This window comes from Rhodococcus sp. NPDC056960 (genome assembly GCF_042674125.1).
Taxonomy (GTDB): domain Bacteria; phylum Actinomycetota; class Actinomycetes; order Mycobacteriales; family Mycobacteriaceae; genus Rhodococcus_F.
This window is the reverse complement of record NZ_JBHURF010000002.1, coordinates 1-22,459: the sequence shown is the minus strand read 5'-3', so window position 1 is coordinate 22,459 and position 22,459 is coordinate 1. Positions and strand designations below refer to the sequence as shown.

26 protein-coding genes and 1 tRNA gene are annotated in these 22,459 nt (G+C 68.4%); 14 read left to right on the top strand and 13 right to left on the bottom strand.

From position 1 onward, the window contains the following. The first annotated feature begins 235 nt into the window (after nucleotides 1–235). Genes ACFTWF_RS03095 through ACFTWF_RS03085 form a run of 3 tightly spaced genes read left to right on the top strand, consistent with a single transcriptional unit; the run spans nucleotide 236 to nucleotide 2,702 of the window. The gene (locus ACFTWF_RS03095; RefSeq protein ID WP_378459815.1) at nucleotides 236–1,069 is read left to right on the top strand and encodes a siderophore-interacting protein; all 834 of its coding nucleotides are present in this window, start codon (nucleotides 236–238) and stop codon (nucleotides 1,067–1,069) included. Between the two features lie 19 nt (nucleotides 1,070–1,088). Then, nucleotides 1,089–1,679, top strand: a complete 591-nt coding sequence (locus tag ACFTWF_RS03090; protein ID WP_378459814.1) for a chorismate mutase — start codon at nucleotides 1,089–1,091, stop codon at nucleotides 1,677–1,679. 51 nt (nucleotides 1,680–1,730) lie between these two features. Beyond that, the gene (locus ACFTWF_RS03085) at nucleotides 1,731–2,702 is read left to right on the top strand and encodes a helix-turn-helix domain-containing protein (RefSeq protein WP_378459813.1); all 972 of its coding nucleotides are present in this window, start codon (nucleotides 1,731–1,733) and stop codon (nucleotides 2,700–2,702) included. Here ACFTWF_RS03085 and ACFTWF_RS03080 read toward each other — a convergent pair. Together ACFTWF_RS03080 and ACFTWF_RS03075 are read right to left on the bottom strand one after the other, a co-directional pair. Next, entirely contained in the window at nucleotides 2,692–3,156 is a 465-nt protein-coding gene (locus ACFTWF_RS03080; RefSeq protein WP_378459812.1) for a hypothetical protein, read from the bottom strand. The genes ACFTWF_RS03085 and ACFTWF_RS03080 overlap by 11 nt on opposite strands. Before the next feature lie 133 nt (nucleotides 3,157–3,289). After that, nucleotides 3,290–3,832, bottom strand: coding sequence for a hypothetical protein (locus ACFTWF_RS03075; protein WP_378459811.1), 543 nt, complete (start codon nucleotides 3,830–3,832; stop codon nucleotides 3,290–3,292). Nucleotides 3,833–3,932: 100 nt separating this feature from the next. Between ACFTWF_RS03075 and ACFTWF_RS03070 the strand changes: the two genes are divergently transcribed. Both ACFTWF_RS03070 and ACFTWF_RS03065 read left to right on the top strand, forming a co-directional pair. Further along, nucleotides 3,933–4,460, top strand: a complete 528-nt coding sequence (locus ACFTWF_RS03070; RefSeq protein WP_378459810.1) for a peptidylprolyl isomerase — start codon at nucleotides 3,933–3,935, stop codon at nucleotides 4,458–4,460. A gap of 13 nt (nucleotides 4,461–4,473) precedes the next feature. Next, complete coding sequence (locus ACFTWF_RS03065) at nucleotides 4,474–5,391, top strand: rhomboid family intramembrane serine protease (protein ID WP_378459809.1); 918 nt, start codon at nucleotides 4,474–4,476, stop codon at nucleotides 5,389–5,391. On the opposite strand, the gene ACFTWF_RS03060 is transcribed toward ACFTWF_RS03065, so the two are convergent. Continuing rightward, nucleotides 5,385–5,843, bottom strand: a complete 459-nt coding sequence (locus ACFTWF_RS03060) for a PH domain-containing protein (protein WP_378459808.1) — start codon at nucleotides 5,841–5,843, stop codon at nucleotides 5,385–5,387. The genes ACFTWF_RS03065 and ACFTWF_RS03060 overlap by 7 nt on opposite strands. A gap of 66 nt (nucleotides 5,844–5,909) precedes the next feature. After that, the gene (gene crgA / locus ACFTWF_RS03055) at nucleotides 5,910–6,173 is read right to left on the bottom strand and encodes a cell division protein CrgA (protein WP_073366030.1); all 264 of its coding nucleotides are present in this window, start codon (nucleotides 6,171–6,173) and stop codon (nucleotides 5,910–5,912) included. A gap of 119 nt (nucleotides 6,174–6,292) precedes the next feature. On the opposite strand from crgA, the gene ACFTWF_RS03050 reads away from it, so the two are divergent. Together ACFTWF_RS03050 and ACFTWF_RS03045 are read left to right on the top strand one after the other, a co-directional pair. Further along, nucleotides 6,293–6,994, top strand: coding sequence for a DUF881 domain-containing protein (locus ACFTWF_RS03050; RefSeq protein WP_378459807.1), 702 nt, complete (start codon nucleotides 6,293–6,295; stop codon nucleotides 6,992–6,994). A gap of 55 nt (nucleotides 6,995–7,049) precedes the next feature. Next, entirely contained in the window at nucleotides 7,050–7,703 is a 654-nt protein-coding gene (locus ACFTWF_RS03045) for an aminodeoxychorismate/anthranilate synthase component II (RefSeq protein ID WP_378459806.1), read from the top strand. A 60-nt stretch (nucleotides 7,704–7,763) separates the two neighbouring features. Here ACFTWF_RS03045 and pknB read toward each other — a convergent pair whose 3' ends face one another. The 7 genes from pknB to ACFTWF_RS03010 all read right to left on the bottom strand — a co-directional run bounded on the left by pknB (nucleotide 7,764) and on the right by ACFTWF_RS03010 (nucleotide 17,491). Then, nucleotides 7,764–9,683: a Stk1 family PASTA domain-containing Ser/Thr kinase gene (gene pknB, locus ACFTWF_RS03040; RefSeq protein WP_378459805.1), complete on the bottom strand. Its 1,920-nt coding sequence runs from the start codon at nucleotides 9,681–9,683 to the stop codon at nucleotides 7,764–7,766. Continuing rightward, complete coding sequence (locus ACFTWF_RS03035; protein ID WP_378459804.1) at nucleotides 9,680–11,068, bottom strand: serine/threonine-protein kinase; 1,389 nt, start codon at nucleotides 11,066–11,068, stop codon at nucleotides 9,680–9,682. Before ACFTWF_RS03035 ends, pknB begins: the two co-directional genes overlap by 4 nt. Nucleotides 11,069–11,070: 2 nt before the next feature. After that, nucleotides 11,071–12,558 (bottom strand): penicillin-binding transpeptidase domain-containing protein, encoded by a 1,488-nt coding sequence (locus tag ACFTWF_RS03030; RefSeq protein WP_378459803.1) that lies wholly within the window; start codon nucleotides 12,556–12,558, stop codon nucleotides 11,071–11,073. After that, nucleotides 12,555–14,009: an FtsW/RodA/SpoVE family cell cycle protein gene (locus ACFTWF_RS03025; protein WP_009476773.1), complete on the bottom strand. Its 1,455-nt coding sequence runs from the start codon at nucleotides 14,007–14,009 to the stop codon at nucleotides 12,555–12,557. Before ACFTWF_RS03025 ends, ACFTWF_RS03030 begins: the two co-directional genes overlap by 4 nt. Then, a complete protein-coding gene (locus tag ACFTWF_RS03020) occupies nucleotides 14,009–15,481 on the bottom strand; it encodes a PP2C family protein-serine/threonine phosphatase (protein WP_378459802.1) in 1,473 nt (490 codons plus the stop codon). Before ACFTWF_RS03020 ends, ACFTWF_RS03025 begins: the two co-directional genes overlap by 1 nt. Then, complete coding sequence (locus ACFTWF_RS03015; RefSeq protein WP_005249074.1) at nucleotides 15,478–15,942, bottom strand: FHA domain-containing protein; 465 nt, start codon at nucleotides 15,940–15,942, stop codon at nucleotides 15,478–15,480. The genes ACFTWF_RS03020 and ACFTWF_RS03015 overlap by 4 nt, the downstream gene beginning before the upstream one ends. Nucleotides 15,943–16,198: 256 nt before the next feature. Continuing rightward, nucleotides 16,199–17,491 (bottom strand): FhaA domain-containing protein, encoded by a 1,293-nt coding sequence (locus ACFTWF_RS03010; protein WP_378459801.1) that lies wholly within the window; start codon nucleotides 17,489–17,491, stop codon nucleotides 16,199–16,201. A gap of 256 nt (nucleotides 17,492–17,747) precedes the next feature. Between ACFTWF_RS03010 and ACFTWF_RS03005 the strand changes: the two genes are divergently transcribed. Beyond that, nucleotides 17,748–17,833: transfer RNA gene (locus ACFTWF_RS03005), tRNA-Leu, on the top strand. Between the two features lie 81 nt (nucleotides 17,834–17,914). Here the strand turns inward: ACFTWF_RS03005 and ACFTWF_RS03000 are convergent. After that, the gene (locus tag ACFTWF_RS03000) at nucleotides 17,915–18,361 is read right to left on the bottom strand and encodes a hypothetical protein (RefSeq protein WP_378459800.1); all 447 of its coding nucleotides are present in this window, start codon (nucleotides 18,359–18,361) and stop codon (nucleotides 17,915–17,917) included. Nucleotides 18,362–18,618: 257 nt separating this feature from the next. Here ACFTWF_RS03000 and ACFTWF_RS02995 point away from each other — a divergent pair, with 257 nt between their 5' ends. The 4 genes from ACFTWF_RS02995 to ACFTWF_RS02980 are packed head-to-tail and all read left to right on the top strand — an operon-like array spanning nucleotide 18,619 to nucleotide 20,903. Further along, nucleotides 18,619–19,014, top strand: coding sequence for a DUF6292 family protein (locus ACFTWF_RS02995; RefSeq protein WP_378459799.1), 396 nt, complete (start codon nucleotides 18,619–18,621; stop codon nucleotides 19,012–19,014). 53 nt (nucleotides 19,015–19,067) lie between these two features. Further along, nucleotides 19,068–19,721, top strand: coding sequence for a hypothetical protein (locus ACFTWF_RS02990; RefSeq protein ID WP_378459798.1), 654 nt, complete (start codon nucleotides 19,068–19,070; stop codon nucleotides 19,719–19,721). Then, nucleotides 19,718–20,179, top strand: a complete 462-nt coding sequence (locus tag ACFTWF_RS02985) for an RDD family protein (RefSeq protein ID WP_378459797.1) — start codon at nucleotides 19,718–19,720, stop codon at nucleotides 20,177–20,179. The genes ACFTWF_RS02990 and ACFTWF_RS02985 overlap by 4 nt, the downstream gene beginning before the upstream one ends. Nucleotides 20,180–20,219: 40 nt before the next feature. Further along, the gene (locus ACFTWF_RS02980) at nucleotides 20,220–20,903 is read left to right on the top strand and encodes a helix-turn-helix domain-containing protein (RefSeq protein WP_378459796.1); all 684 of its coding nucleotides are present in this window, start codon (nucleotides 20,220–20,222) and stop codon (nucleotides 20,901–20,903) included. On the opposite strand, the gene ACFTWF_RS02975 is transcribed toward ACFTWF_RS02980, so the two are convergent. Further along, nucleotides 20,893–21,288: a VOC family protein gene (locus ACFTWF_RS02975; protein ID WP_378459795.1), complete on the bottom strand. Its 396-nt coding sequence runs from the start codon at nucleotides 21,286–21,288 to the stop codon at nucleotides 20,893–20,895. The genes ACFTWF_RS02980 and ACFTWF_RS02975 overlap by 11 nt on opposite strands. Before the next feature lie 110 nt (nucleotides 21,289–21,398). Here ACFTWF_RS02975 and ACFTWF_RS02970 point away from each other — a divergent pair, with 110 nt between their 5' ends. After that, a complete protein-coding gene (locus ACFTWF_RS02970; protein ID WP_378459794.1) occupies nucleotides 21,399–21,794 on the top strand; it encodes an SRPBCC family protein in 396 nt (131 codons plus the stop codon). Nucleotides 21,795–21,942: 148 nt separating this feature from the next. Continuing rightward, nucleotides 21,943–22,401, top strand: a complete 459-nt coding sequence (locus ACFTWF_RS02965; RefSeq protein WP_186301137.1) for a hypothetical protein — start codon at nucleotides 21,943–21,945, stop codon at nucleotides 22,399–22,401. Nucleotides 22,402–22,459: the final 58 nt, after the last annotated feature.

Sequence of the window (22,459 nt, the reverse complement as noted above, 5' to 3'; positions counted from 1 at the left end):
ACACTTGCCCGCAATTCCGGGTGATATCGGGTGATCTGCTGTGATGCGAATCCGCAGGTAGCGGCCAGGTTCATCCGCTGGCCTGCACGTTCGATCGCCTTTGCAAGGCAGATGTCAGGAGTTCGAATCTCCTAGGCTCCACAATTACGAATACAGAACGGTGTGCCCCGGATTCGGAAGAGTCCGGGGCACACTGCTGTGCGGACCACGTTTATGTGAGGCTACCCTTACTTTCATGACCGCACTCGACCCCGGAACCCGTGACCGTCTCGACCCGCGCAGCCGCGTCGAATCCCACCACCGGACGGGGGAGGGAACCGCCCGGATCGGCTACCCGATCGGAGTCCGCACGGTCACGGTCCGTGCCCGCGAGTACGTCACCCCCCGCATGCTGCGCCTGACGATCGGCGGCCCCGGCCTCGACGGTTTCCACACCTACCAGGCGGACGACCACGTCAAGATCGTGTTCCCCGATCCGGACGGCACCCGCCGCGTCCCGGTCGCGAACGACGCGATGATGCTCGACTGGCCGCGACCGCTCCCGACCACCCGGAAATACACCGTCCGCCGGTACGACGCCGACGCCCGCGAACTCGACCTGGACTTCGTGCTGCACGACGGCGGGCTCGCATCCTCCTGGGCGACGACTGTCGCGATCGGCGACGAGGTGACCATCGCCGGTCCGCCCGGCGCGAAGGCGTTCGCGCACACCTTCGACCACTACGTCTTCGCGGTCGATTCCACCGCACTGCCGGCGGTCGCGCGATGGCTCGACGAGTCCCGGGCCGACGTCTCGGCGCACGTCGTGATCGAGACGGACGACGCCGTCGAGCACGGCTACCCGCTGGCCGCGCGCGACAACGTGAACGTCACGTGGCTCGTCCGCGACGGCAGTGCGTCCGCCCTCGCGTCGACGGTGCAGTCGCTCGCTCCGCCCGAGGGTCGCGCGTTCCTGTTCGCGGCCGGCGAGGCGACCGACATCAAGCCTCTGCGCGCGTGGAGCCGGGACCGGATCGAGTCGCTGTTCACCGGATACTGGAAACGCGGAGTGACCGGGCTGGACGACTGACCGGCCCTACACTCGCATCATGTCCACGGTCCGGCCCGCACTCGTCCGTCGCGCGGCCGTCGCCGTCGTGTTGCTCGGGATACTGACGGCCGCTGGCACCGCACCCGCGAGCGCGGAGACCCGGCCACTGCGGCCGATCGCTCTGGCCGTGTCGCTGCGCCTCGCCACGGCCGACACGGTCGCCTCCGCCAAGTGGGGCACGCCGTCGCCCATCGATGATCCCACCCGCGAGGCACAGGTCCTGGGCACGGTGACGGCGCAGGCGGCCGACGAGGGGCTGAGCACCGCGCGGGTGCAGCAGATCTTCCGGGACCAGATCGAGGCCAACAAGGACGTGCAGCGGGCGCTCTTCGCCTGGTGGACGGTCGCGCCCGGCGCGGCGCCGACGGTGCGGCCCGACCTGACGCAGGTTCGTCCGGTGATCGACCGGCAGAACACGGACATCCTCCTGCAGTTGCGTGAACAGGAGGCTGTGCTCGCCGGTCCGGACTGCGTGCCGGCTCTCGTCGACGCCGGGCTCGCGGTCGCGGCCGAGCAGCGCCTCGACCCGCTGCATCAGGCCACGTTGGCGCGTGCGCTCGTGTCGATCTGCGGTGCGGTCCGCGCATGATTGGCTGTTTCGACATGGTCCGGCAAGATGTCGCCATCTAGACTGGGGGGCATGATCTCCACGGTCGCGACCCTCGTCCTCGACCGAGTCTCGATGTTCGAGTTCGGTGTGGTGTGCGAGGTGTTCGGAATCGACCGCACCCGGCACGGGGTTCCGCCGTTCGACTTCCGGATCTGCGGGGTGCGGCCCGGCGAACCGCTCGCGTCGATCACGCCGGGACTGACGCTGACCGCCGACCACGGGCTGGACGGACTGCGCGGCGCGGACCTCGTGGTGGTCCCGCCGCCGGGCGCGACGTCCGGCTTCCCGGCCGAGGCGCTCGACGCCGTACGCGGTGCCGCGGACGCGGGCGCCATCGTCCTCAGCCTCTGCTCGGGGGTGTTCCTGCTCGGCGAGGCGGGACTGCTCGACGGGCGCACCTGCACCACACACTGGGAGTACGTCGAGGAGCTGGCCGCCCGCTATCCGGCGGCGACGGTCGACCCCGACGTCCTGTTCGTCGACGAGGGCGCCCTGGTGACCAGTGCGGGGACCGCCGCGGGCATCGACGCCTGCCTGCACGTGGTGCGCCGCGAGCTCGGGTCCACGGTGGCCAACACGATCGCCCGCCGGATGGTCGTCCCGCCGCAGCGCGACGGCGGACAGCGCCAATTCATCGAGCAACCGGTGGTCGCGTGCACGTCGGACAGCCTGAGCGCGACGATGGCCTGGATGAGCGACAACCTCGAGCTGCCGCACACGGTGGACGAACTCGCGGCCCGTGCCTCGATGTCGACGCGCACCTTCGCGCGCAAGTTTGCGGCCGAGACGGGCACCACGCCCGTGAAATGGCTGACGACGCAGCGGGTGCTCTACGCGCAACAGCTACTCGAGGGCACCGACCTCGGTCTCGAGGCCATCTCGAGACGCAGCGGATTCGGGTCCGGTGCCCTTCTGCGCCATCACTTCAACCGGGTCGTCGGGGTCGCGCCCGCCGACTATCGGCGCCGGTTCGGTTGCAACGCGGCCGAACTCACGCGATGAACGTTCCGATCGCCGGATTCGCCTGGCAGATCGGGCTGCTGCCGAGATTGATCGAACCGAACGCCGTCGCCACCACGTTCCCGACGCCGGTGTTCACCGTCGCCGACAAGTAGGGGTACACACCACCGAGGTTGACGATTCCGGAACGTCCGCTGTCGGTGTTGACCCAGGCCACCGTGACCTGCGCGGCCGCGGGGATCGGCGGGGCGGCGGGGTGCGATTCGAAGCGGATGTCACCGTCCGCGATCGGCGGCGACGCCTCCGGGCCGGACTGTCCGGTGAGCGCGGTCAACGACATCAGGCTGCCCTGGTTCGGACATCCGATGGTGAGGGCCGGTCCGCCGAACGGATGGGGTGGGTCGGCGGCGGCCGGGCCCGCGGTCAGCACCGCCGCCGTGGCGGCGACCGGGAGGGTGACGACGGCGATGCGATGGACGAGACGTCGGGCGGTCATGTCTGCTCCTCGGAACGGATCCTCGCGCGGGTGCGCATCTCATCGCGGGATACCCCTGGTACAACCCGGGAAACGAAGACACGACCGCCCGCCGGGACGACATCGCGTGCCGTGCCGGCCGGGGAGTGACGGATCAGTTGGCGGTGAGGGGCTTCGTCGCCGTCGGCGGAGTGGGCTCCTGCGAGTTGGGGCTCTCGCCGTCGCGCAGCGTCGGGGGAGCGGACGCGACGCGGGGCTGCTCACGGCGACGGCTCTTGAAGAACACGGCTCCACCGGCGACGGCGGCACCGACGAGGACGGCGATCACGATGCGGCGGCTCCTCCGCGCCTTCTTCTTCTCCTCGGCGTGCGTCACCGCCTCGGTCAAGGGGCGAACGACGTCCTGGGCGACCTTCTTCACGGGTGCGGTGCGGGCGCGGGCGTACCCCTTCTTGGCCAGCGAGGCGCCCTGGCGGCCGAGGTACACACTGACGCGCCCGGTGCCGCGGGCCGCGGCGAGGGCCCCCGCCCGCGCGCACCGCAGGGCCTGATCGACCGCCTCGGATTCCTTCACCCGCGACGCGGAATCCTCGACGTGGGCCAGCGCGGTCTCGACTCGTTCGGTGACCTGCTCCTGCAGGGCCTCGGCGCGTTCGGTCGGAAGCAGATTCGTGAGGGACTCCGTCGCTCGTGTCATGTCCCCACTTTGTCACAAGAAGCGGGACCACGAACCGATCCGGAGTACTCGAGTCACGGCGGCGGAACCATGCGGAATCGCACAATGGCAACATGGTGGTGTGACTTCACCTCATCAGACCGCAACCGCAACGCTGCACACCAACCGCGGCGACATCAAGATCGCGCTGTTCGGCAACCACGCGCCCAAGACCGTCGAGAACTTCGTCGGGCTGGCCGACGGTTCGAAGGACTACAGCACCGCCAACGCGGGTGGCACCGACTCCGGACCGTTCTACGACGGCGCCATCTTCCACCGCGTCATCGACGGATTCATGATCCAGGGTGGCGACCCCACGGGCACCGGCGCCGGCGGCCCGGGCTACAAGTTCGGCGACGAGTTCCACCCGGAACTGCAGTTCGACCGCGCCTACATCCTGGCCATGGCGAACGCAGGCCCGGGAACCAACGGCTCGCAGTTCTTCATCACCACCGGCCCGACGCCGCACCTCAACCGTCGCCACACCATCTTCGGTGAGGTCGTCGACGAGGACTCGAAGAAGGTCGTCGACGCCATCTCGACCACCGCCACGGACCGCGCGGACCGTCCGCTCGAGCCGGTCGTGATCAACAGCGTCACCATCGCGTAGGGAACCGCAGCACATGACCAACCCCGGCTGGGGCGGTGCCGCGAACGAGGGCACTCCGCCCCAGCCGCGGTGCGTCCGGCACCCCGATCGTCCCACTGCGCTGTCGTGCAACCGGTGCGGTCGTCCCGCGTGCCCGGAATGCCTGCGCGAAGCGGCGGTCGGCTACCAGTGCGTCGACTGCGTCGCGGCCGGTCAGCGTGACGTTCGCGCGGTCCGGAACGTCGCCGGTGCGGTGACCACCCAGCGTCCCGTGCCGCTGGTGACGTACCTCCTGATGGCCGCGAACGTCGGCATCTTCCTGATCACCGCGGCACAGTCCCGCAGCATCATGCAGAACCAGGCAGGATCCACGCTGTTCGCCGACTGGGCGCTGTACCCGCCGGCGGTCGTGGGTGGGCAGGTGGTCCGCGTGCTCGGCAGCGGATTCCTCCACTTCGGCCTCATCCATCTGGCCGTCAACATGTTCGCGCTGTGGATCATCGGGCGCGACACCGAACTCGTCCTCGGGCGCGCTCGCTACGCCTGCGTGTACTTCGCGTCGATCCTCGGCGGTTCCGCCGCGGTGATGCTGTTCCAACTGGGCGCGGTCACCGCCGGTGCGTCGGGCGCGGTCTTCGGCCTCATGGGCGCGCAGGCCGTCATCCTCCTGCGGCTGCGACGCAGTCCGGCCCCGGTCATCTCGGTGATCGCGATCAACGTGATCATCAGCATCACGATCCCCGGCATCTCGCTGTGGGGGCATCTCGGCGGTCTCGTCGCCGGTGCCGCCGCCACCGCGGGCATTCTCTACGGACCGCAGCTGCTCGGCGCCGGGAACAATCGGGAGAAGGCCGTCGCCATCGGCTGGGTCTGCCTCGGCGTCGTCATCCTGGTGCCGCTGGCTGTCATCGCGGCCCGCGTCCTCCAACTCCGCGCGAGCGTCGGCTACTGACCTCGCCCGACCAGTCGATGCACCGCGAGGGCGTCGAACACGTCCTCCGGATTGGTGCCGAGATCCCATCGGCCGAAGATCAGGAGGCGTTCGGCGCCGTCCACGGTGCGGACGTCGATCTCGAGCATCGGAACCCGGCGGCCCAACCGCGGATACCGCACGAGCCGGGCGCGATCGATCTCCGCGCGGGCGTAGCTGTGACGCCCCGACAGCCGGTTCACGACGATCCCGCCTGCGGCCCTGTCGACGGCCAGCCGCGGTCGCTGCCGGAGCGCCGACGCGGCCGTCAGCAGCAGTCCCAGCGCGGCGACACATACGAGGACGCGTCCCGCCGGTTCGGTCGCCACCGCGAATCCCGCGACCCCCAGGGCGACTCCGCCCGCGGCCAGAGCGAGTACCGCGCCGAGGGGCGTCGACCACTCGAGCGGTGCCTCGTCAGCAGACATCGGCACTCGACCTGCGGCTATCCACAGGGGTTGTCCACATTGGGGATGAATGACATGGGTGTAATTGTGACGTCAACGCCAGCGCATCGTCATGACCAGACCGACCACCATGAAGCCGAATCCGATGAGGAAGTTGTAGGCGCCGAGGTTGTTCATCCACTCGAGCTGATCGGCGGCCAGGTAGTAGACGAGCAGCCACACCAGCCCGACCAGCATGAACCCGAGCATCACCGAGACGTACAGGGTGCTCGAGGGGCCGGCCTTCACCTTCACCGGGGTGCGGCTCGCGGGGTTGATCGTGTAATCGGTCTTCTTTCGGACCTTCGACTTCGGCATGACGTCCTCGTTCGTGCGGCTCTACGGGAATGTGGGCAGGTAGATTCGGAAACACCTGCGTGTGTACACGCTAACGTAGCCGCGATTCGCACGGCGAGGACGAGGGGACGGAAACACCGGTGACCAGGTCGATCTTCTGGCGGATCGCCGTGCTGGTGGTCTGCCTGGTGGCCGGTTTGCTGGCGGCCACCACCCGTCAGGTGTCGCACGGGAACGAGATCCGCGCCGGCGATTCCACCCGGTTGTCCGACCTCGTGCGCAACGCGCAATCCGAGACCGATCAGGTGGCCGAGACCCGCGACCAGCTGGCGGCGCAGGTCGAGTCGTTGCAACAGGACGCCGCGGCCTCCGACAGTGGTGTCGCGCAGGCGCTCGCCGACTCCAAGGCGCTCGCCACCGACGCCGGCCTCACCCCGATGACCGGCCCCGGAGTCACCGTCACGCTCACCGACGCCCCCCGCGACGCGGACGGCAAGTACCCCGTCGACGCGTCGCCGGACGATCTCGTCGTTCACCAGCAGGACGTCCAGAGCGTGCTGAACGCGCTGTGGGTGGGCGGTGCCGAGGCGATCAGCATGCAGGACCAGCGGATCGTGAACACGTCGGCGCCGCGCTGCATCGGCAACACCCTGCTGCTGCACGGCCGCACCTACAGTCCGCCGTACGTCATGTCGGCGATCGGTGATCCTGCGCGCCTCGAGGCGGCGCTCGCCAACGAACCCGGTATCCGGGTGTTCAAGCAGTACGCGACGCGGTTCGGGCTCGGCTACTCGGAGGCCGCGTCCGGCCAGTTGACCGTGCCCGGTTACGCGGGGCAATAGAGCAGAACGGTCCCCGGCCGTGCGGGACGAGCGGCGGGCAGAATACCCTGCTCCCATGAGGATTCTCGTCGTCGACAACTACGACAGCTTCGTGTTCAACCTGGTCCAGTACCTCGGACAGCTGGGAACCCGGGCCGTGGTCTGGCGCAACGACGATCCGAACCTCACCGGACCCGACGCCGTCGCGGCGGCAGCGGCCGACTTCGACGGCATCCTGCTGAGCCCCGGCCCCGGCACACCGCAGCGCGCCGGCGCGACGATGGACCTGGTCACGGCATGCGCCGCCGTCAAGACACCGCTCCTCGGGGTGTGCCTCGGACACCAGGCGATCGGGGCCGCGTTCGGCGCCACCGTCGACCGGGCACCCGAACTGCTGCACGGCAAGACCAGCGTCGTGCACCACTCCGGCGAGGGCGTTCTCGCCGGTCTGCCCGACCCCTTCACGGCCACCCGCTACCACTCGCTGACCGTTCTGGAAGACACCATCCCCGACGAACTCGAGGTCACCGCCCACACCGACAGCGGCATCGTCATGGCAATGCGGCACCGGGAACTCCCCATCCACGGCGTGCAGTTCCACCCTGAGTCCGTGCTCACCGAGGGCGGTCACCGCATGCTGGCCAACTGGCTCACCGTGTGCGGCGACACCCCGAAGGAATCCCTCGTCGCCACCCTCGAAGCCGAGGTCGCGCAGGCACTGGGCGCGTAGCGCCCGTGCGCCTTTCTGGTAGTTCCAGCAACCAGAAAGGCGCACAGGCGGCGAAGCCGCCTACCGCGGGATGCCGAGCGCGCCGACGCCGACCGAGACGACACCGTTCTTGGTGATCTCCGATCCCGGCGGCTGTTCCTGGCTGATGATCTTGCCGACCATCTCCGGGTCCAGCGTCGACGTCTGCGTCTGATTCAGCGACGCCGACGACCCGCTCCAGCCGGCGCTGCGCAGTTGGGCGAGTGCCTGCGACACCGTCTTGCCGGTGAGGTCGGGCATCTCGATGTTGTTGCCGTTGGACACCCGGATCTGGATGGTGTCGCCCTTGGCGGCGGTGGACCCGCCGACGGGGTCGGTGGACACGACCTGACCCTTGGGCGCTCCGGAATCGATGTTCTGGATCTGCGCCTTGAATCCGGCGCCCTCGATGTTCGCCTGCGCGACCTCGACCTTCTGGCCGGTGACGTCGGGGATGCGGATCTGTTCCGGGCCGGTGCCCAGGGTGATCGCGACCTCCGAATCGAGGGAGATGCTGGCGCCCGAGGTCGGGTTCTGATCGATCACCTTGTCGACGTCGGACGTGTCCGACGGTGCGCGGGCGACGGCGGTGTCGAGCCGCAGACCGACGGCGTTCAGTTCCTGCTGCGCCTCCTGCTGGCTGAGGCCGGCGAGCCGCGGGACCTTCACCTGTTCGGGGCCCGACGACACTTCGAGGGTGATCGTGCTGCCCTCGTCCACCTGCACGCCGCCGACGGGGCGGGTGGTGATGACGTTCCCGGTGGCCACCACGGCGTCCGGTTTCTGTTGCCGGGAGACGCGGAAACCGAGGTTCTGCAGCGTCGTCTCGGCGTCGTCCGCGGCCTGGTTCGTGACGTCCGGCATGGTGACCTGATCCGCCTTCGATCCCGGGCCGACGGACCACAGGAACGCGCCGACGATGCCGACGACGATGAGGGCGCCCAGCGCCATCAGCGCCAGTCGCATCGGGTTCTTCTTCTTGTCGGGTTCACCGCCGTCCGTCTTCGCCGCCGCGTTCGCGGACGTCGCGGGCGTGCGCCGGTAGTTTCCCGCGCCGGAGTCGACGGCACCGAGGATCGTGGTGCGGTCCTCGTCGCTCATGACCATCGGCGCGCTGGGGCGCTGCCCGCCGAGGACCCGGACCAGGTCGCTGCGCATGTCCGCGGCGGTCTGGTAGCGGTTGGCGGGGTTCTTGCTCATCGCCTTGAGGATCACCGAGTCGAGCTCGCGGGGAATGTCCGGGTTGACCACGGACGGCGTCTGCGGGTCCTCCCGGACGTGCTGGTACGCGACCGCGACCGGGGAGTCGCCCTTGAACGGCGGTTCCCCGGTGAGGATCTCGAACAGCACGCAGCCGAGCGAGTACACGTCGGATCGGGCGTCGACCTGCTCGCCGCGAGCCTGCTCCGGCGACAGGTACTGGGCGGTGCCGATGACGGCGGCCGTCTGCGTCATGGGGCTGGACGCGTCGGAGATCGCCCGCGCGATGCCGAAGTCCATCACCTTCACGGCGCCCGCACGGTTGATCATCACGTTGGCGGGCTTCACGTCGCGGTGCACGATGCCGTTGCGGTGGCTGAAGTCGAGCGCCGCGCACACGTCGGAGATGACTTCCATCGCACGGCGGGGCGCCATGGGACCTTCGCCGCGCACGATGTCCCGCAACGTGTCGCCGTCGACGTATTCCATGACGATGTACGGCAGCGGTCCGGCCTCGGTCTCCGCCTCGCCGGTGTCGTAGACGGCCACGATCGCCGGATGGTTCAGCGCCGCGGCGTTCTGCGCCTCGCGGCGGAACCGGAGGTAGAACGTGGGGTCGCGGGCGAGGTCGGCGCGCAGGACCTTGATCGCGACGTCACGGCTGAGCCGGACGTCGCGGGCGAGGTGGACCTCGGACATGCCACCGAAGCCGAGAATCTCACCCAGCTCGTAGCGTGAGGAGAGGTTGCGCGGTGTCGTCATGGCAGTCCTTGTGGGGTCGGAGTAACTGACTTCTCCGACGTGGTCGTCGTGGTCGTCGTCGTGGGTGCGTTGGTGGTGGTCGTCGTGGTCGTCGTCGGCGGCTCTGTCGTCGTCGTGGTCGTCGGCGGCTCTGTCGTCGTGGTGTACGGCGGCTCGGTGGTCGTGGTGTACGGCGGCTCGGTGGTCGTCGTCGGTTCCTCGGTCGTGGTGGTCGTCGTCGGCTTCGGCGTCGTCGTGATCGTCCGCAGCGACGAGGTCACCGCGGGCACCGCCGGCGGTTCCTGCGTGTCACCGCCGTCGAACACGACGAGCGCCAGCGCGATGATCGCCGCCAGCAGGAGCAGACCGCCCGCACCCCAGGCCACCGCCTTCTGGCCGCTGGTCAGGCCGCCCTTCTTGCCGTCGCCGTTCGAGTCGTCGGGAGGCACCTGCCCGGTGACCGGCCCCGCGTACGCGGTCTGCGACGGCGGGATCATCTGGGTGGCACCGGTCATCGGCGGCGGCAGCACCCGCGATGTTCCGGTCCCCATACTGCCGGGAGGCGGCGGCCGCCGGCCTGCCCGGACCGCCGCGACCGCGTCGGCGAACTCGCCACCACTGGCGTAGCGGATGCTCGGATCCTTCGCGATCGTGATGTCGATGAGTTCGCGGATGTTCGGCGGCAGGTCGTTCGGCAGCGGCGCCGGCGCTTCCTGCACATGCTTCATCGCGACGGTGATCGCGCCGTCGCCGATGAACGGGCGACGTCCCGACAGCGCCTCGTAGCCGACGATGCCCAGCGAGTACACGTCGCTGGCCGCCGTCGCATCCTGTCCGAGGGCCTGTTCGGGTGCGATGTACTGCGCGGTGCCCATCACCATGCCGGTGCGCGTGACCGGCGAGTTCTCGACGGCCTTGGCGATGCCGAAGTCGGTGATCTTCACCTGGCCGGTGGGGGTGATCAGGATGTTGCCGGGCTTCACGTCGCGGTGCACGACGCCGGCGTCGTGCGCGACCTGCAGCGCCCGCCCGGTCTGCTCGAGCATGTCCAGTGCGTGCGGCACGGCGAGCCGGCCGACCCGTGCGAGGACGGCGTTCAGCGGCTCCCCGTTGACGAGTTCCATCACCAGGTAGGCGGTGGAATCGCCGGTGGCGTCCCGCACCTCGCCGTAGTCGTAGATCCCGGCGATGCCCGAATGGTTCAGCTGCGCGGTGGTGCGCGCCTCGAAGCGGAAGCGTTCGACGAACTCGGGGTCCGACGAGAACTCGGACTTCAGCACCTTCACCGCCACACGACGGTTGAGCCTGTTGTCCGTCGCCTCCCAGACCTGTCCCATTCCGCCCGTGGCGATGAGCCGGATCAGGCGGTATCTATTGGCGATCAGCGCGCCGTTGTTCAGTGCCACAATCAGCCCCCTTGTAGTCCGGCTGCGATGACGGCACGGCCGATAGGTGCAGCCACCGAGCCGCCGGTGGCGGCGAGTGCGCGATCGCCGCCGTCCTCGACGATGACCGCGATGGCGACGGTCGGGTTCTGGGCGGGTGCGAATCCGATGTACCAGGCGTGGGGCGGGGTGTTCCGGGGGTCGGTTCCGTGTTCGGCGGTGCCCGTCTTGGACGCGATCTGGACGCCGGGGATCTTGCCTGTGCCGCTGGTGCTGTTCTCGGAACCGATCATCAGGTCGGTCAGGGTGGCCGCCACCTGGGACGACATCGCCTGACCTTCGGACACCGGGTTGGTGGTCGCGAGGTTGGAGAGGTCCGGCCCCTGCAGTTCGGACACCAGTTGCGGTTGCATCCGCACCCCACCGTTGGCGACGGTAGCCGCGATCATCGCATTCTGCAGCGGAGTGAGGGCCACGTCCCGCTGGCCGATGCTGCTCTGGCCGAGCGCGGCGTCGTCCGGGATCGACCCGATGGTGCTGTCCGCGACGGGGAACGGGACGCCCTGCATCGGGCTCCCGACGCCGAGCGCGGCGGCCTCGTCGCTGACGGCGTCGGTGCCGGTCTTGATGCCGAGTTCGACGAACGCCGTGTTGCAGGACCGCGCGAACGCCTCCCGCAGCGATGCGGTCGGTGCGGCGCCACACGTGGAGCCGTTGTAGTTCTCGAGGGTCGTCGACGTGCCCGGAAGGGTGATCTGCGGGGCGGCGGTCAACTGGGTGTCGGGGGTGGTTCCGGCGGCGAGCGCCGCGGCGGTCACCACCACCTTGAACGTGGAGCCGGGCGGGTAGGTCTGTGACACGGCACGGTTGATCAGCGGCTTCTCGGGGTCGGCGTTCAGCGCCTCCCAGGCCTGGGTGGTCTCGGTGCCGTCGTGGCTGGCCAGCGAGTTGGGGTCGTAGCTCGGGGTGCTGACCATCGTCAGGATGCGTCCGGTGCTCGGTTCGATCGCCACGACCGAACCGGTGTAGCCCTTCGCCGTCAGCTGGTCGTACGCCACCTGCTGCATGACCGGGTTGATGGTGGTCACCACGTTGCCGCCGCGCGGGTCGCGCCCCGACACGAGGTCGAAGAAGCGACGCCCGAACAGCCGGTTGTCGGATCCGTTGAGCACCGGGTCCTCGGAACGTTCGAGTCCCGTGCTGCCGTACTGCATCGAATAGAAACCGGTGACGGGTGCGTTGGCCAGCGGGCTCGACGGCGCCGCCGGGTTCGGCGGGTACGTGCGCAGGTACTTGTAGCGGTCGTCGGTCGGAACCGACGCCGCGAGCACCTGCCCGGCGGCGGAGATCTGACCGCGCTGCCGCGAGTACTCGTCGAGCAGGACCCGCGAGTTCCGCGGATCGGCCCGCAGGTTGTCCGCCTTGATGACCTGCACGTAGGTGGCGTTGGCGAGGAGGGCGACCACCATCACCATGACGGCGATCGCGACGCGGCGCAGAGGTGTGTTCATGAGCGCGGCACCATCTCGGTGGGGGCGTCGGCGATGGGTGCGGGGCCCTTCTTCTTCGGGACGGCCGGCTCACGCGCTGCGTCGGAAATCTTGATCAGGATCGCGAGGAGAAGGTAGTTGGCGAGTAGTGACGACCCACCGTACGACATGAACGGTGTGGTCAGACCCGTGAGGGGGATCAGCTTGGTGACGCCGCCGACCACCACGAACACCTGCACTGCGATCGTGAACGACAGACCGGCCGCGAGGAGTTTGCCGAAGCTGTCCCGGACGGCCAGGGCGGTGCGTAGACCGCGGATGACGAGGATCAGGAACAGCATCAGCACGGCGGCGAGCCCGATGAGACCGAGTTCCTCACCGATCGTGGCGACGATGAAGTCGGTCTTCGCGAACGGCACCTGTGCGGGCCGCCCACTGCCGAGCCCCGTCCCGGCGACCCCGCCGGTCGCGAGTCCGAACAGCGATTGCGAGATCTGGTAGCCCGTGTTGTTGTAATCGGCGAGAGGATCGAGCCAGGTGCTGACGCGGACCCGGACGTGGCCGAACAACTGGTACGCGAAGAAGAAGCCGATGCCGAGCAGCCCGACACCGATGAGCAGCCACCCGACACGTTCGGTGGCGATGTAGAGCATCACCAGCACGGTGCTGAACAGCAGCAGCGACGTGCCGAGATCCTTCTCCAGCACCAGCACACCCACCGACACCATCCACGCGACGAGGATGGGACCGAGGTCGCGGGCGCGGGGCAGGTCGATGCCGAACACGTGCTTGCCCGCGGTGGTGAACAGGTCACGCTTCGCGACGAGGACGGAGGCGAAGAAGATGATCAGCAGGATCTTCGCGAACTCGCCGGGCTGAATGCTGAAGCCGGGGAGCCGGATCCAGATCTTCGCGCCGTTCACCTCGGAGAAACTGGACGGCAGGATCGCTGGGATGGCCAGGAACACGAGCCCGGCGAGGCCCAGCGTGTAGCTGTAGCGGGCCAGGAGACGGTAGTCCTTGAGCAACACCAGCACGGCCACGAAACCGGCGATGGCGAGCGTCGTCCACAGCACCTGCTGGTTGGCGTCCGGCGACGGGACGGGCAGCCCGAAGTAGGCGGCGGACTGCGCGTCGGCGAGGTCGAGGCGATGGATCAGCACCAGTCCGAGGCCGTTGAGCAGCGCGACGATCGGCAGGATCAGGGGGTCGGCGTACGGCGCGAACCGGCGCACCGCGAGATGCGCGATCAGGAACAGCGCCGAGTAGGCGGCGGCATACTTGGCGAGGTCCCAGGTGATGCTCTGCTCCTGGCTGGCCTCGACCAGCACCAGCGAGATCGTCGTGATCAGGATCGCGAAACCGATCAGGATCAGCTCGGTGCCCCGACGCGTCGACTGGACGGGGGCTGGCGCGAACCCGCCGGGTGGACTGGGAAACTGCGCCCCCGGTGATGCACTTGCGACCGACATCAGCTAGCCGTCCTGCAGTTCTGACCGGGAACCTGGGTCACGGTCGGCGCCGGGGTGGCGGTCGGGGTCTGGGGTGCGGGCGTCTCCGCCACCGGCGGCACCGGGGCCGGAGCCGGGGGAGCGGGCGGCGCTGTGGTCTCGGGTGCGGGTGCGGGTGCGGGGGCCGGACTCGGCGCCGGGGTGGTCGTGGTGGCGGCTGCCTCCGTCTCGCACACCGGAAGCAGGTCGTTCTGGGCGAGCCGCGTCATCTGGTTGCGGACGTCGTCGAGCTTGCCCGAGGGCAGCCCGGCACGCACCTGCTCGCGTGCGGACGGCTGAAGGTCGTCGACCTCGAGGATGGTGCACCCGTCCGGCTTCTCGGTCGGCGACATCAACGTCAGGTCGCCCGCATCGCTGACGCAGCCGACGAGATTCGCCTCCTGCAGCGAGTAACCCAGCACCGAGCCGGGAACGCCGCGCAGCACGGTGACGCGTTCGCCGTCGGCGCCGACGTAGTAGTTGTTGCGGACCAGAGTCCGCCCCACGAAGGCAGCGACGGCGACCACGACGATCAGACCGAGCGCGAGTGCCGCCCACCACATGCGGTGACGCTTCTTCTTCGTCGGCGGTTCCTCGACCTGCGGGACGACCCGTTTGGGGGTGGCGCGCGGCGGGCGCATCGCGGCCGCCCGACCCGCGGCCGTGTTGGGCGGCGGGGCGTCCTCTTCGTCGTCCGCCGAGGCGGCACCGGCGACGATGGGGTGGCTCTGCCCGTAATCGAGGTCGATGACGTCGGCGACGACGACCGTCACGTTGTCCGGGCCTCCGCTGCGTAAGGCGAGTTCGATGAGCCGGTCGGCGCACTCGTCCTGCGTGCCCTCACGCATGGTGTTCTCGATGGTCTCGTCGCTGACCACGTCCGACAGTCCGTCGGAGCACAACAGGTAGCGGTCGCCGGCGCGGGCCTCGCGGACCGTCAGCGTCGGCTCGATCTCGTTGCCGGTGAGGGCCCGCATGATCAGGGACCGCTGCGGGTGCGTGTGCGCCTGCTCGGCGGTGATCCGCCCCTCGTCGACGAGTGACTGCACGAACGTGTCGTCGCGGGTGATCTGGGCGAGGGAGTCGTCGCGGAGCAGGTAGGCGCGGGAGTCACCGATGTGAACCAGCCCGAGCTTGTTGCCGGAGAACAGGATCGCGGTGAGCGTGGTGCCCATGCCGTCGAGTTCGGGGTCTTCCTCGACGTGGTCGGCGATCGAGTCGTTGCCCTCGCGGGTGGCGGCCTCGAGCTTGCCGAGGAGGTCCTCGCCGGGCTCGTCGTCGTCGAGGTGCGCGAGGGCGGCGATCATCAACTGCGACGCGACCTCACCGGCCGCGTGACCGCCCATGCCGTCCGCGAGCGCCAGCAACCGGGCGCCGGCGTAGACGGAATCCTCGTTGTTGGAACGAACAAGGCCACGATCGCTGCGGGCGGCATAACGCAGTACGAGGGTCACGGGCGCAACTCGATTACCGTTTTGCCGACGCGTACGGGAGTACCGAGCGGCACGCGGACAGATGTAGTGACCTTGGCGCGATCCAGGTACGTGCCGTTGGTCGAGCCGAGGTCTTCGACGTACCAGTCGGCGCCTCGCGGGGAGAGCCGAGCGTGGCGGGTGGAGGCGTAGTCGTCGGTGAGGACGAGGGTGGAGTCGTCGGCGCGGCCGATCAGGACGGGCTGGGTCCCGAGGGTGATGCGGGTGCCGGCGAGGCCGCCCTGCGTCACCACCAGATACTTGGCCGTCTTCGTCTTCCCGAGCGACGGCAGCACGTTGCCGCTGCGCGAATAGCGCGGGGGCACACGGACGCCGGAGCCGGCATAGATGTCGCCGCGCAACGCCCGCAGGACCGTCCACACGAACAGCCACAGCAGGAGCAGGAAACCTGCTCGTGTGAGTTGCAGAATCAAACCTTGCACGGCAGTCCACCTCCTTCTGTGGCCGAAACGGTCGAAGCTCCGGCGTCTTTTTCTCGCAGCATCGTAGGGGCGACCCGCACCCTGCGATCAGGATACGGACAGCCCACAACGATACGGAGTCCACACCGTGTTACGTCCGACACGGGCTCCGACGCGATGTCGGTCCAGTATCGAAGGCGTCTCGGTTGTGTCTCGGCGGCGGTGTTCGGGGTCGGGTCGTGGCGGTACCTGCTCCGGGTCCTATCTCGGTGGCACCTCAGAGGATTCGGACCAGGATCTCCGAATGACCCGCCCGGATGATGTCTCCGTCGGCCAGCTGCCAATCCTGCACGGGAGCACCGTTGACGGTGGTTCCGTTGGTCGAGCCGAGGTCGGACAGCATCGCGACCTGCCCGTCCCAGCGGATGTCGATGTGGCGTCGCGACACGCCGGTGTCCGGCAGACGGAACTGCGCCTCCTGGCCGCGTCCGATGATGTTGTTTCCCTCGCGCAGCTGGAAGTGGCGTCCGCTGCCGTCCTCGAGCTGCAGTGTGGCCGTGAACGTGTGGCCGTCCGGCGCGTACGCCTGCTGGTAGCCGCCCTGGTCGTAGTCGGCGTAGCCCTGGTCGTACCCCTGCTGGTCGTAGCCGCCCTGCTGGTAGCCGCCGCGGTCGTACCCCTGGTCGTAGCCCTGCGGCTGCTGGTAGCCGGCCTCGGCGTACGAGCCGTCCGGGTAGCGGGCGGGAGCCTGCTGGTCGTAGCCGGCCTGCTGGTAGTCCTGCTGGTAGCCGCCCTGCTGGTAGTCGTAGCCGGCGTCCGCGGGCTGGTCGTAGGGAGCATGCGCACCCTGTTCGTAGGCCTGCCCGTACGCAGCGTCCTGTGGGTAGCCGCCGCGCTGGTCGTCGGCGTACGGCTGCTGGTCGTAACCGCCCTGCTGGTAGCCGCCGCGGTCGTAGCCGTTCTGGTAGCCCTGCGGGTACCGCTGGTCCTGACCGGCATGGGCATGACCGTTGCGCGCGTACTGCGGGTCGGGCTTGCGGTTGCCCGCTGGTTCGCGGCTGGGGTCGTAGCCTGAATTCTGCGTCATGGGGCCAGCTCCTGGATTCGACGTGACGGGTACAAACGGTGCCTGTGGTCGCGGTGCGGGACCGCGTGGCGGTTCGGGTCGCCCCGGCGCGGCCGCATCCGGGCGGCCGGCATCCGGATCCACCGAACCCCGGGTGCGGAATTGCCCGGTGTGCAGCGAAGGCGACGGTTCGAACGCGACATGAATGGGACCATACGTCTGCCAGCCCTGGTCGCGAATGAAGTCTTCGAGGTGTCGGGCGAAGGCCTTGACCGTCAGATCTCTGTCGGCGGCAAGTCCTTCGTGGTCCGAATTGTTGATGGAGATGACATAGCTGTTCGGCGCGAGCAGGTGCCCGCCGTCCAACTGCTGGATCCGGTCGGAAGCTTCCTGTTGAAGCGCAGCCTCCACCTCCTGCGGCACCACGCCGCCGCCGAACACCCGGGCGAACGCGTCGCCGACGGCTCCCTGGAGTTTCCGTTCGAAACGTTGAACTATCCCCATCGGAACCTCCTCACGGTGCCTGGCTGCCGGGGCCTTCTGTCGTCGGTGTGCGGTGGCTGTGGCGAGACACGTTCGTGTCGCGGCACTGCCGTGCGCGTATCCCACGGTACTGTCATTGCCTCGGGCCACGACACGGGTCTACGCCTTTGCATGATATCGGTCTTTCCCCGAACGGGTGTTTTTGTGGCCTTTCCGCGCCCTGACCTGTACGAATCGTGATTTCTGACGTCCTCGTGTTAATGTTTCCGGGTCGCTCGGGCGAGTGGCGGAATGGCAGACGCGCTGGCTTCAGGTGCCAGTGTCCTTCGGGACGTGGGGGTTCAAGTCCCCCTTCGCCCACCACACGCGATTCTCCGGAATCGCGACAACGAGGCCACGAACTCCACGGAGTTCGTGGCCTCGTTTCGTCGGCTGTGCCAGTGCCTACTGGGGGCGGATCGGATTGCAGGCGACACTGACGTACGTGACGATTCCCTCCTGCAGTCCGCAGGTCGTGAACGCGCCCGTCGAGACGCCGACCTCCCACCACGGGGCACCGTTCCCGGCGACGCACGATCCGGTGGACGGTGTCCCGGTCGGAACCCACAGGCCGTCGCGGCGATAGCCCTGGATCCACGGAATGTGCGACACGCCGCCGGGGCCGGGAATTGCCCGCGGCGTAAGGCCGAAGCATTCGACGGTTCCGAGGTGGACCGCGGTCCTGCCCGCGGGCACGTCGTTCGCCGTGCAGTGCGAGGTGCCCGATACGGGCATGGTGGCGGTGTGGCAGTCGGCCGACGGTTCGGCCTCGGCGGGTGCGGTGCCGATCGCGACCACCGCGACGGCGAGGGCGGCCGCTCCGGCGAGCAACGTGCGGATCCTGTGGGTCATCGAATACTCCTTCGGGTCCGTGTGTTGCTTGTGATCGGTGCGGTGCCTAATTCCGTTAGCCGCCGTCGCCGGCAGGGTGGTCCATCCACACCCCAGGGTGGCTATCGGGTGCATCGACGCTGCCCGACGATGAAATAGAAGCCTCGGCACCGACCCAGGACCCGTCCTCTCGGTGCTTCGTGACGAATGACTCAAGTGTGAACCTGACGTCCGGCTTCCTCTGCTGGGTTTCTGCGAACGTCGAGAGTGGGTTGAATATGAGCATCAGCCAGGTCCGGGCCACCAGCTCGGCGAACGTCGGTGAATATGTCGGCTCCGTCGCGGCGACGGTGGAAGCGCTGTCGGTCGACTGGTGGTGCACGCCCGCCTTCGACGCGGTGGTGACGCTTTCCGTCGAAATCCCTTACTACCGTGGCCGGAAAGCGGTTCTGGCCTGGAACCGCACCTTCGGATGGTCGCTCGGCGTCCACGGCCTCACCCCCGGCAACGTGCTGGTGGTCGAGGGACTCGGATTGGGACCGGCACCGGATCCGGCCCGGTGCGCGGATCGGGTTGCCGAACTGATCGCCGAACTCGCCGACTGGGCTCCCCAGCGGTCCGGCGACCGGCCGTCCCCGCGCATCGTGCACGGCCCGCACGCACCGACCGGGTAACCATATTCGGGAAGTCGTGCGCCCCCGGCGTCCACGGGCTTGGATATCGAAGTATGGACGGCAGGAGAGCCCCCGATCCGCTGCGCCTCGCGGCCGGCGCCGCCGCGACAGCAGGCGGGGCGTTGCAGCGCATGATCGGATTCGGTATCGACACTGCGCGGCGCCTGCCGGGAGTCGACCCGCTCCTGATCACCCTGGAGGAACGCGGCACCGAGACACTGCGCAGCGCCGACGAACTCGCGGATCGGGTGCTGCACGCGGTGTTGCGAAGGATCGTGCAGGTCGCCCTCCAGGAGGTGGATCTCACCGCGATCGTGCGTGATCACGTCGACCTCGACGTCGTCGCCGAGGGCATCGACATCCAGCGCATCATCGACCGGGTCGATGTGGACGCCATCGCCGCCCGCCTCGACATCCCGCAGATTCTCGATCGCGTCGACATCGACGCCGTCGCCGCGCGGGTGAACGTGGATGCGATCGTCGACCGGGTCGACGTGGATTCCGTCATCGGCCGGGTCGACCTTGTGGTTCTGGCGGACACCGTGATCGAGGGCGTCGACCTGCCGCGGATCATCCGCGAATCGACGGACTCGATGTCCAACGAGGCGGTCCGTGGGGTCCGGACCCAGGGCATGCAGGCCGACGACGCCGTCGCCGGATTCGTCGGCAAGTTGTTCGGGCGCGGGCACGAACCGGACGATGCATGAGCGCGCCGGCGCACCGTGCGGCCGGGATCGTCACCCGGGGTCTGGCCACCGGCATCGACCTGGCGGTCGTCCTCGCGGTGATGGGCGGCATCTACGTCGGCGCCCTGTTCCTGCGCTTGTTGTTCTCGCCGCAGGAGTTCTCGTTCCCCGACGCCGGCGCCCTGCTCTCCGTGACGTTGTTCATCGCCGTGTCGGTGGTGTACCTGACGGTGTGCTGGGCGGTGAGCGGCCGCACCGTCGGTGCCGTGACGATGGGACTGCGGGTGATCAGTCGCAACGGTGACCTGATCGGCTGGCCGCGCGCCCTCGTCCGGGCGGTGCTGTGCGTGATGTTCGGTTTCGGGTTGCTGTGGGCGGCCGTCGACCGACGTCGCCGGTCACTGCAGGACATCCTGCTGCGAACCGTCGTCGTCTACGACTGGGAGTCGGATCTGCACGCGGGCGAGCCGGAGGTCTGACGCCGCGCCGAATGTCGTGGTGGCTGCCTAGCATGGGGTCATGTACACGGAGCGGCGGTCGGTGTTCCCCGGCGCCGTGCTGTGGCAGAAGACCGCGGCAGGGGGTGAGGCCGCGATCCTGCCCGACGGTTGCATGGACCTCATCTGGATGAACGGCGACGTCGTCGTGGCCGGCCCCGACTCGCGGCCGTATCTCATGCGCAGCCGGGAGGGTGACCGCTATGTCGGATTACGTTGCTCCCCAGGCACTCTGCCGGATCTCCTCGGAACACCGGCCGAGGAGTTGATCAATCAGCGGGTGCCACTCGACGAGGTGCTGACCGATCGCGCCACCACGGATCTCCTCGGCCGGATTGCCGTCGACGCCGATCCCGGCCGGGCGTTGGAGGAGTTCGCGCGGTCCCGTCTGCTTCTCGGACCGCCGCCGGACGGCAGGATTCCGGTGATCGTGCGCCTGCTGGAGCAGCAGGTATCCGTCCGGCAGGTGGCCGACCGGATCGGTCTCGGTGAGCGCCAACTGCACCGCCTCTGCCGACGGCAGTTCGGTTACGGACCGAAGATGCTGGCCCGGATCCTTCGACTGCAGTCGGCGCTGGGGCTGGCGGGTTCAGCCATTCCCGCAGCGCAGGCCGCCGGGATGGCGGGGTTCGCCGATCAGGCTCATCTGATCCGCGAGGCCCCCGATCTGACCGGCCGCACGTTCGGTCAGCTGGTCACGGCGTGAGCGCGGCGAACAGGTCGACGGAGTTGCCGTCCGGATCGTCGACCGTGGCGTAACGCTGACCCCACGGTGCGTCCCACGGCTTCTTTTTACCGGTGTAGCCGTCGCCCGTGATGTCGTCGAAGAGGCTGTCGACGCCGGCGGCGGTTCCGCAGTCGAAGGCGAGGGCGATGCGATGCCCGCCGGTGGGTTCGGTCCAGTCGGGTGTGAACGAGCGGATGGTGTCGACCGTGTCCCACAGGAGACGGATTCCGCCGGGTAGCGCGAATTCGACATGGGGCGCCTCGTCGGCGTCGGCGGGAATGTCGAGGCCGAGTCGCCGGTAGAACGCGAGCGACGCGGGCAGATCGGCGACGACCAGTTCGATGGCACTGAATGTTGCGGTCATACCGAGAACGCTAACGACCGTCGGCCGACCCGCATTGAAGGTTTCGGACATTCACCGGGCAGTCCGAATTCTTCAATCGCCCAGTCGGCGCACCGGGGATGCTGGGAGGCATGACCACCGAATCAACCCATGTGAGTGTGTTCATCTCTAGGACCGCCGCCGACGTCTACGCCTACGCGAGCGACCCCGCCAACCTCCCCGCCTGGGCGGCAGGCCTCAGCACCACCATCACCCGGGACGGCGACCGATGGCTCGCCGATTCCCCGATGGGGCAGGTCGCCGTGACCTTCGCACCCGCCAACGACTACGGCATCCTCGACCACTACGTCACCCTCCCCAGCGGTGACACCGTCTACAACCCCGTCCGCGTCATCCCCAACGGCGACCACAGCGAAGTCGTCTTCACCATCCGCCGACGCGACGGCGTCACCGCCGAAGAATTCGCGCAAGACATAGCAGCCGTCACCGCCGACCTGCAGAAGTTGAAGGGCTTACTGGAGGGGTGAAGTTTTGATGCTGTCTGCCACGTTTGCGCACCGTTCCGCACTGGCTGCCGTGTTTGCCCACCGAATAGTCAGATGCACACGCAATTCGTTCGTTGTCAGGATGGTCGTGAGACACCCGACTACGAACGCGGGGAAGCTGGAGCATGACGTGATCGAGGCAGAGGTCGGACGAACCCCCACCGGCAGACGCTCTTATCCGGTGGCCTACCGGATCGAGTTCCTGCGGCGCTGGGACGAGTGCCTGGAGCGAGGAGCCAAAGCTCGGCTGATGCGGGAGAACAACCTCGACCGTTCCACAGTCCAGGCGTGGCTCAAGGCCCGCAATCGGGGAGAATTCACTGCATCAATGGTGACCGCAGCGGAGAAGTCGAGGAGCCGTCGGATGAACAGTCGTGAACGGGCGGAGGTGGCCAAGCTCCGCGCGGAGAACGAACGGCTCAAGGAGAAAGTCGTCCAGGCCGAGGCCGCGCAGCAGATTCTGGGAAAAGCATTCGAGCTCTTGCAGGGGATCACCGAGCGCTCGACGGAAGATACGACGGAGATCCCGCCGGCCCTGATGAGCGCGAGCGAGTACGCGCAGTGGCTCGAACGCAGAAGTCTGTCCTGATCGACACGGTCACCGCCCTCCACGGGCAGGCCGGTATGCCTGTCGCCCGGGCGAGTGC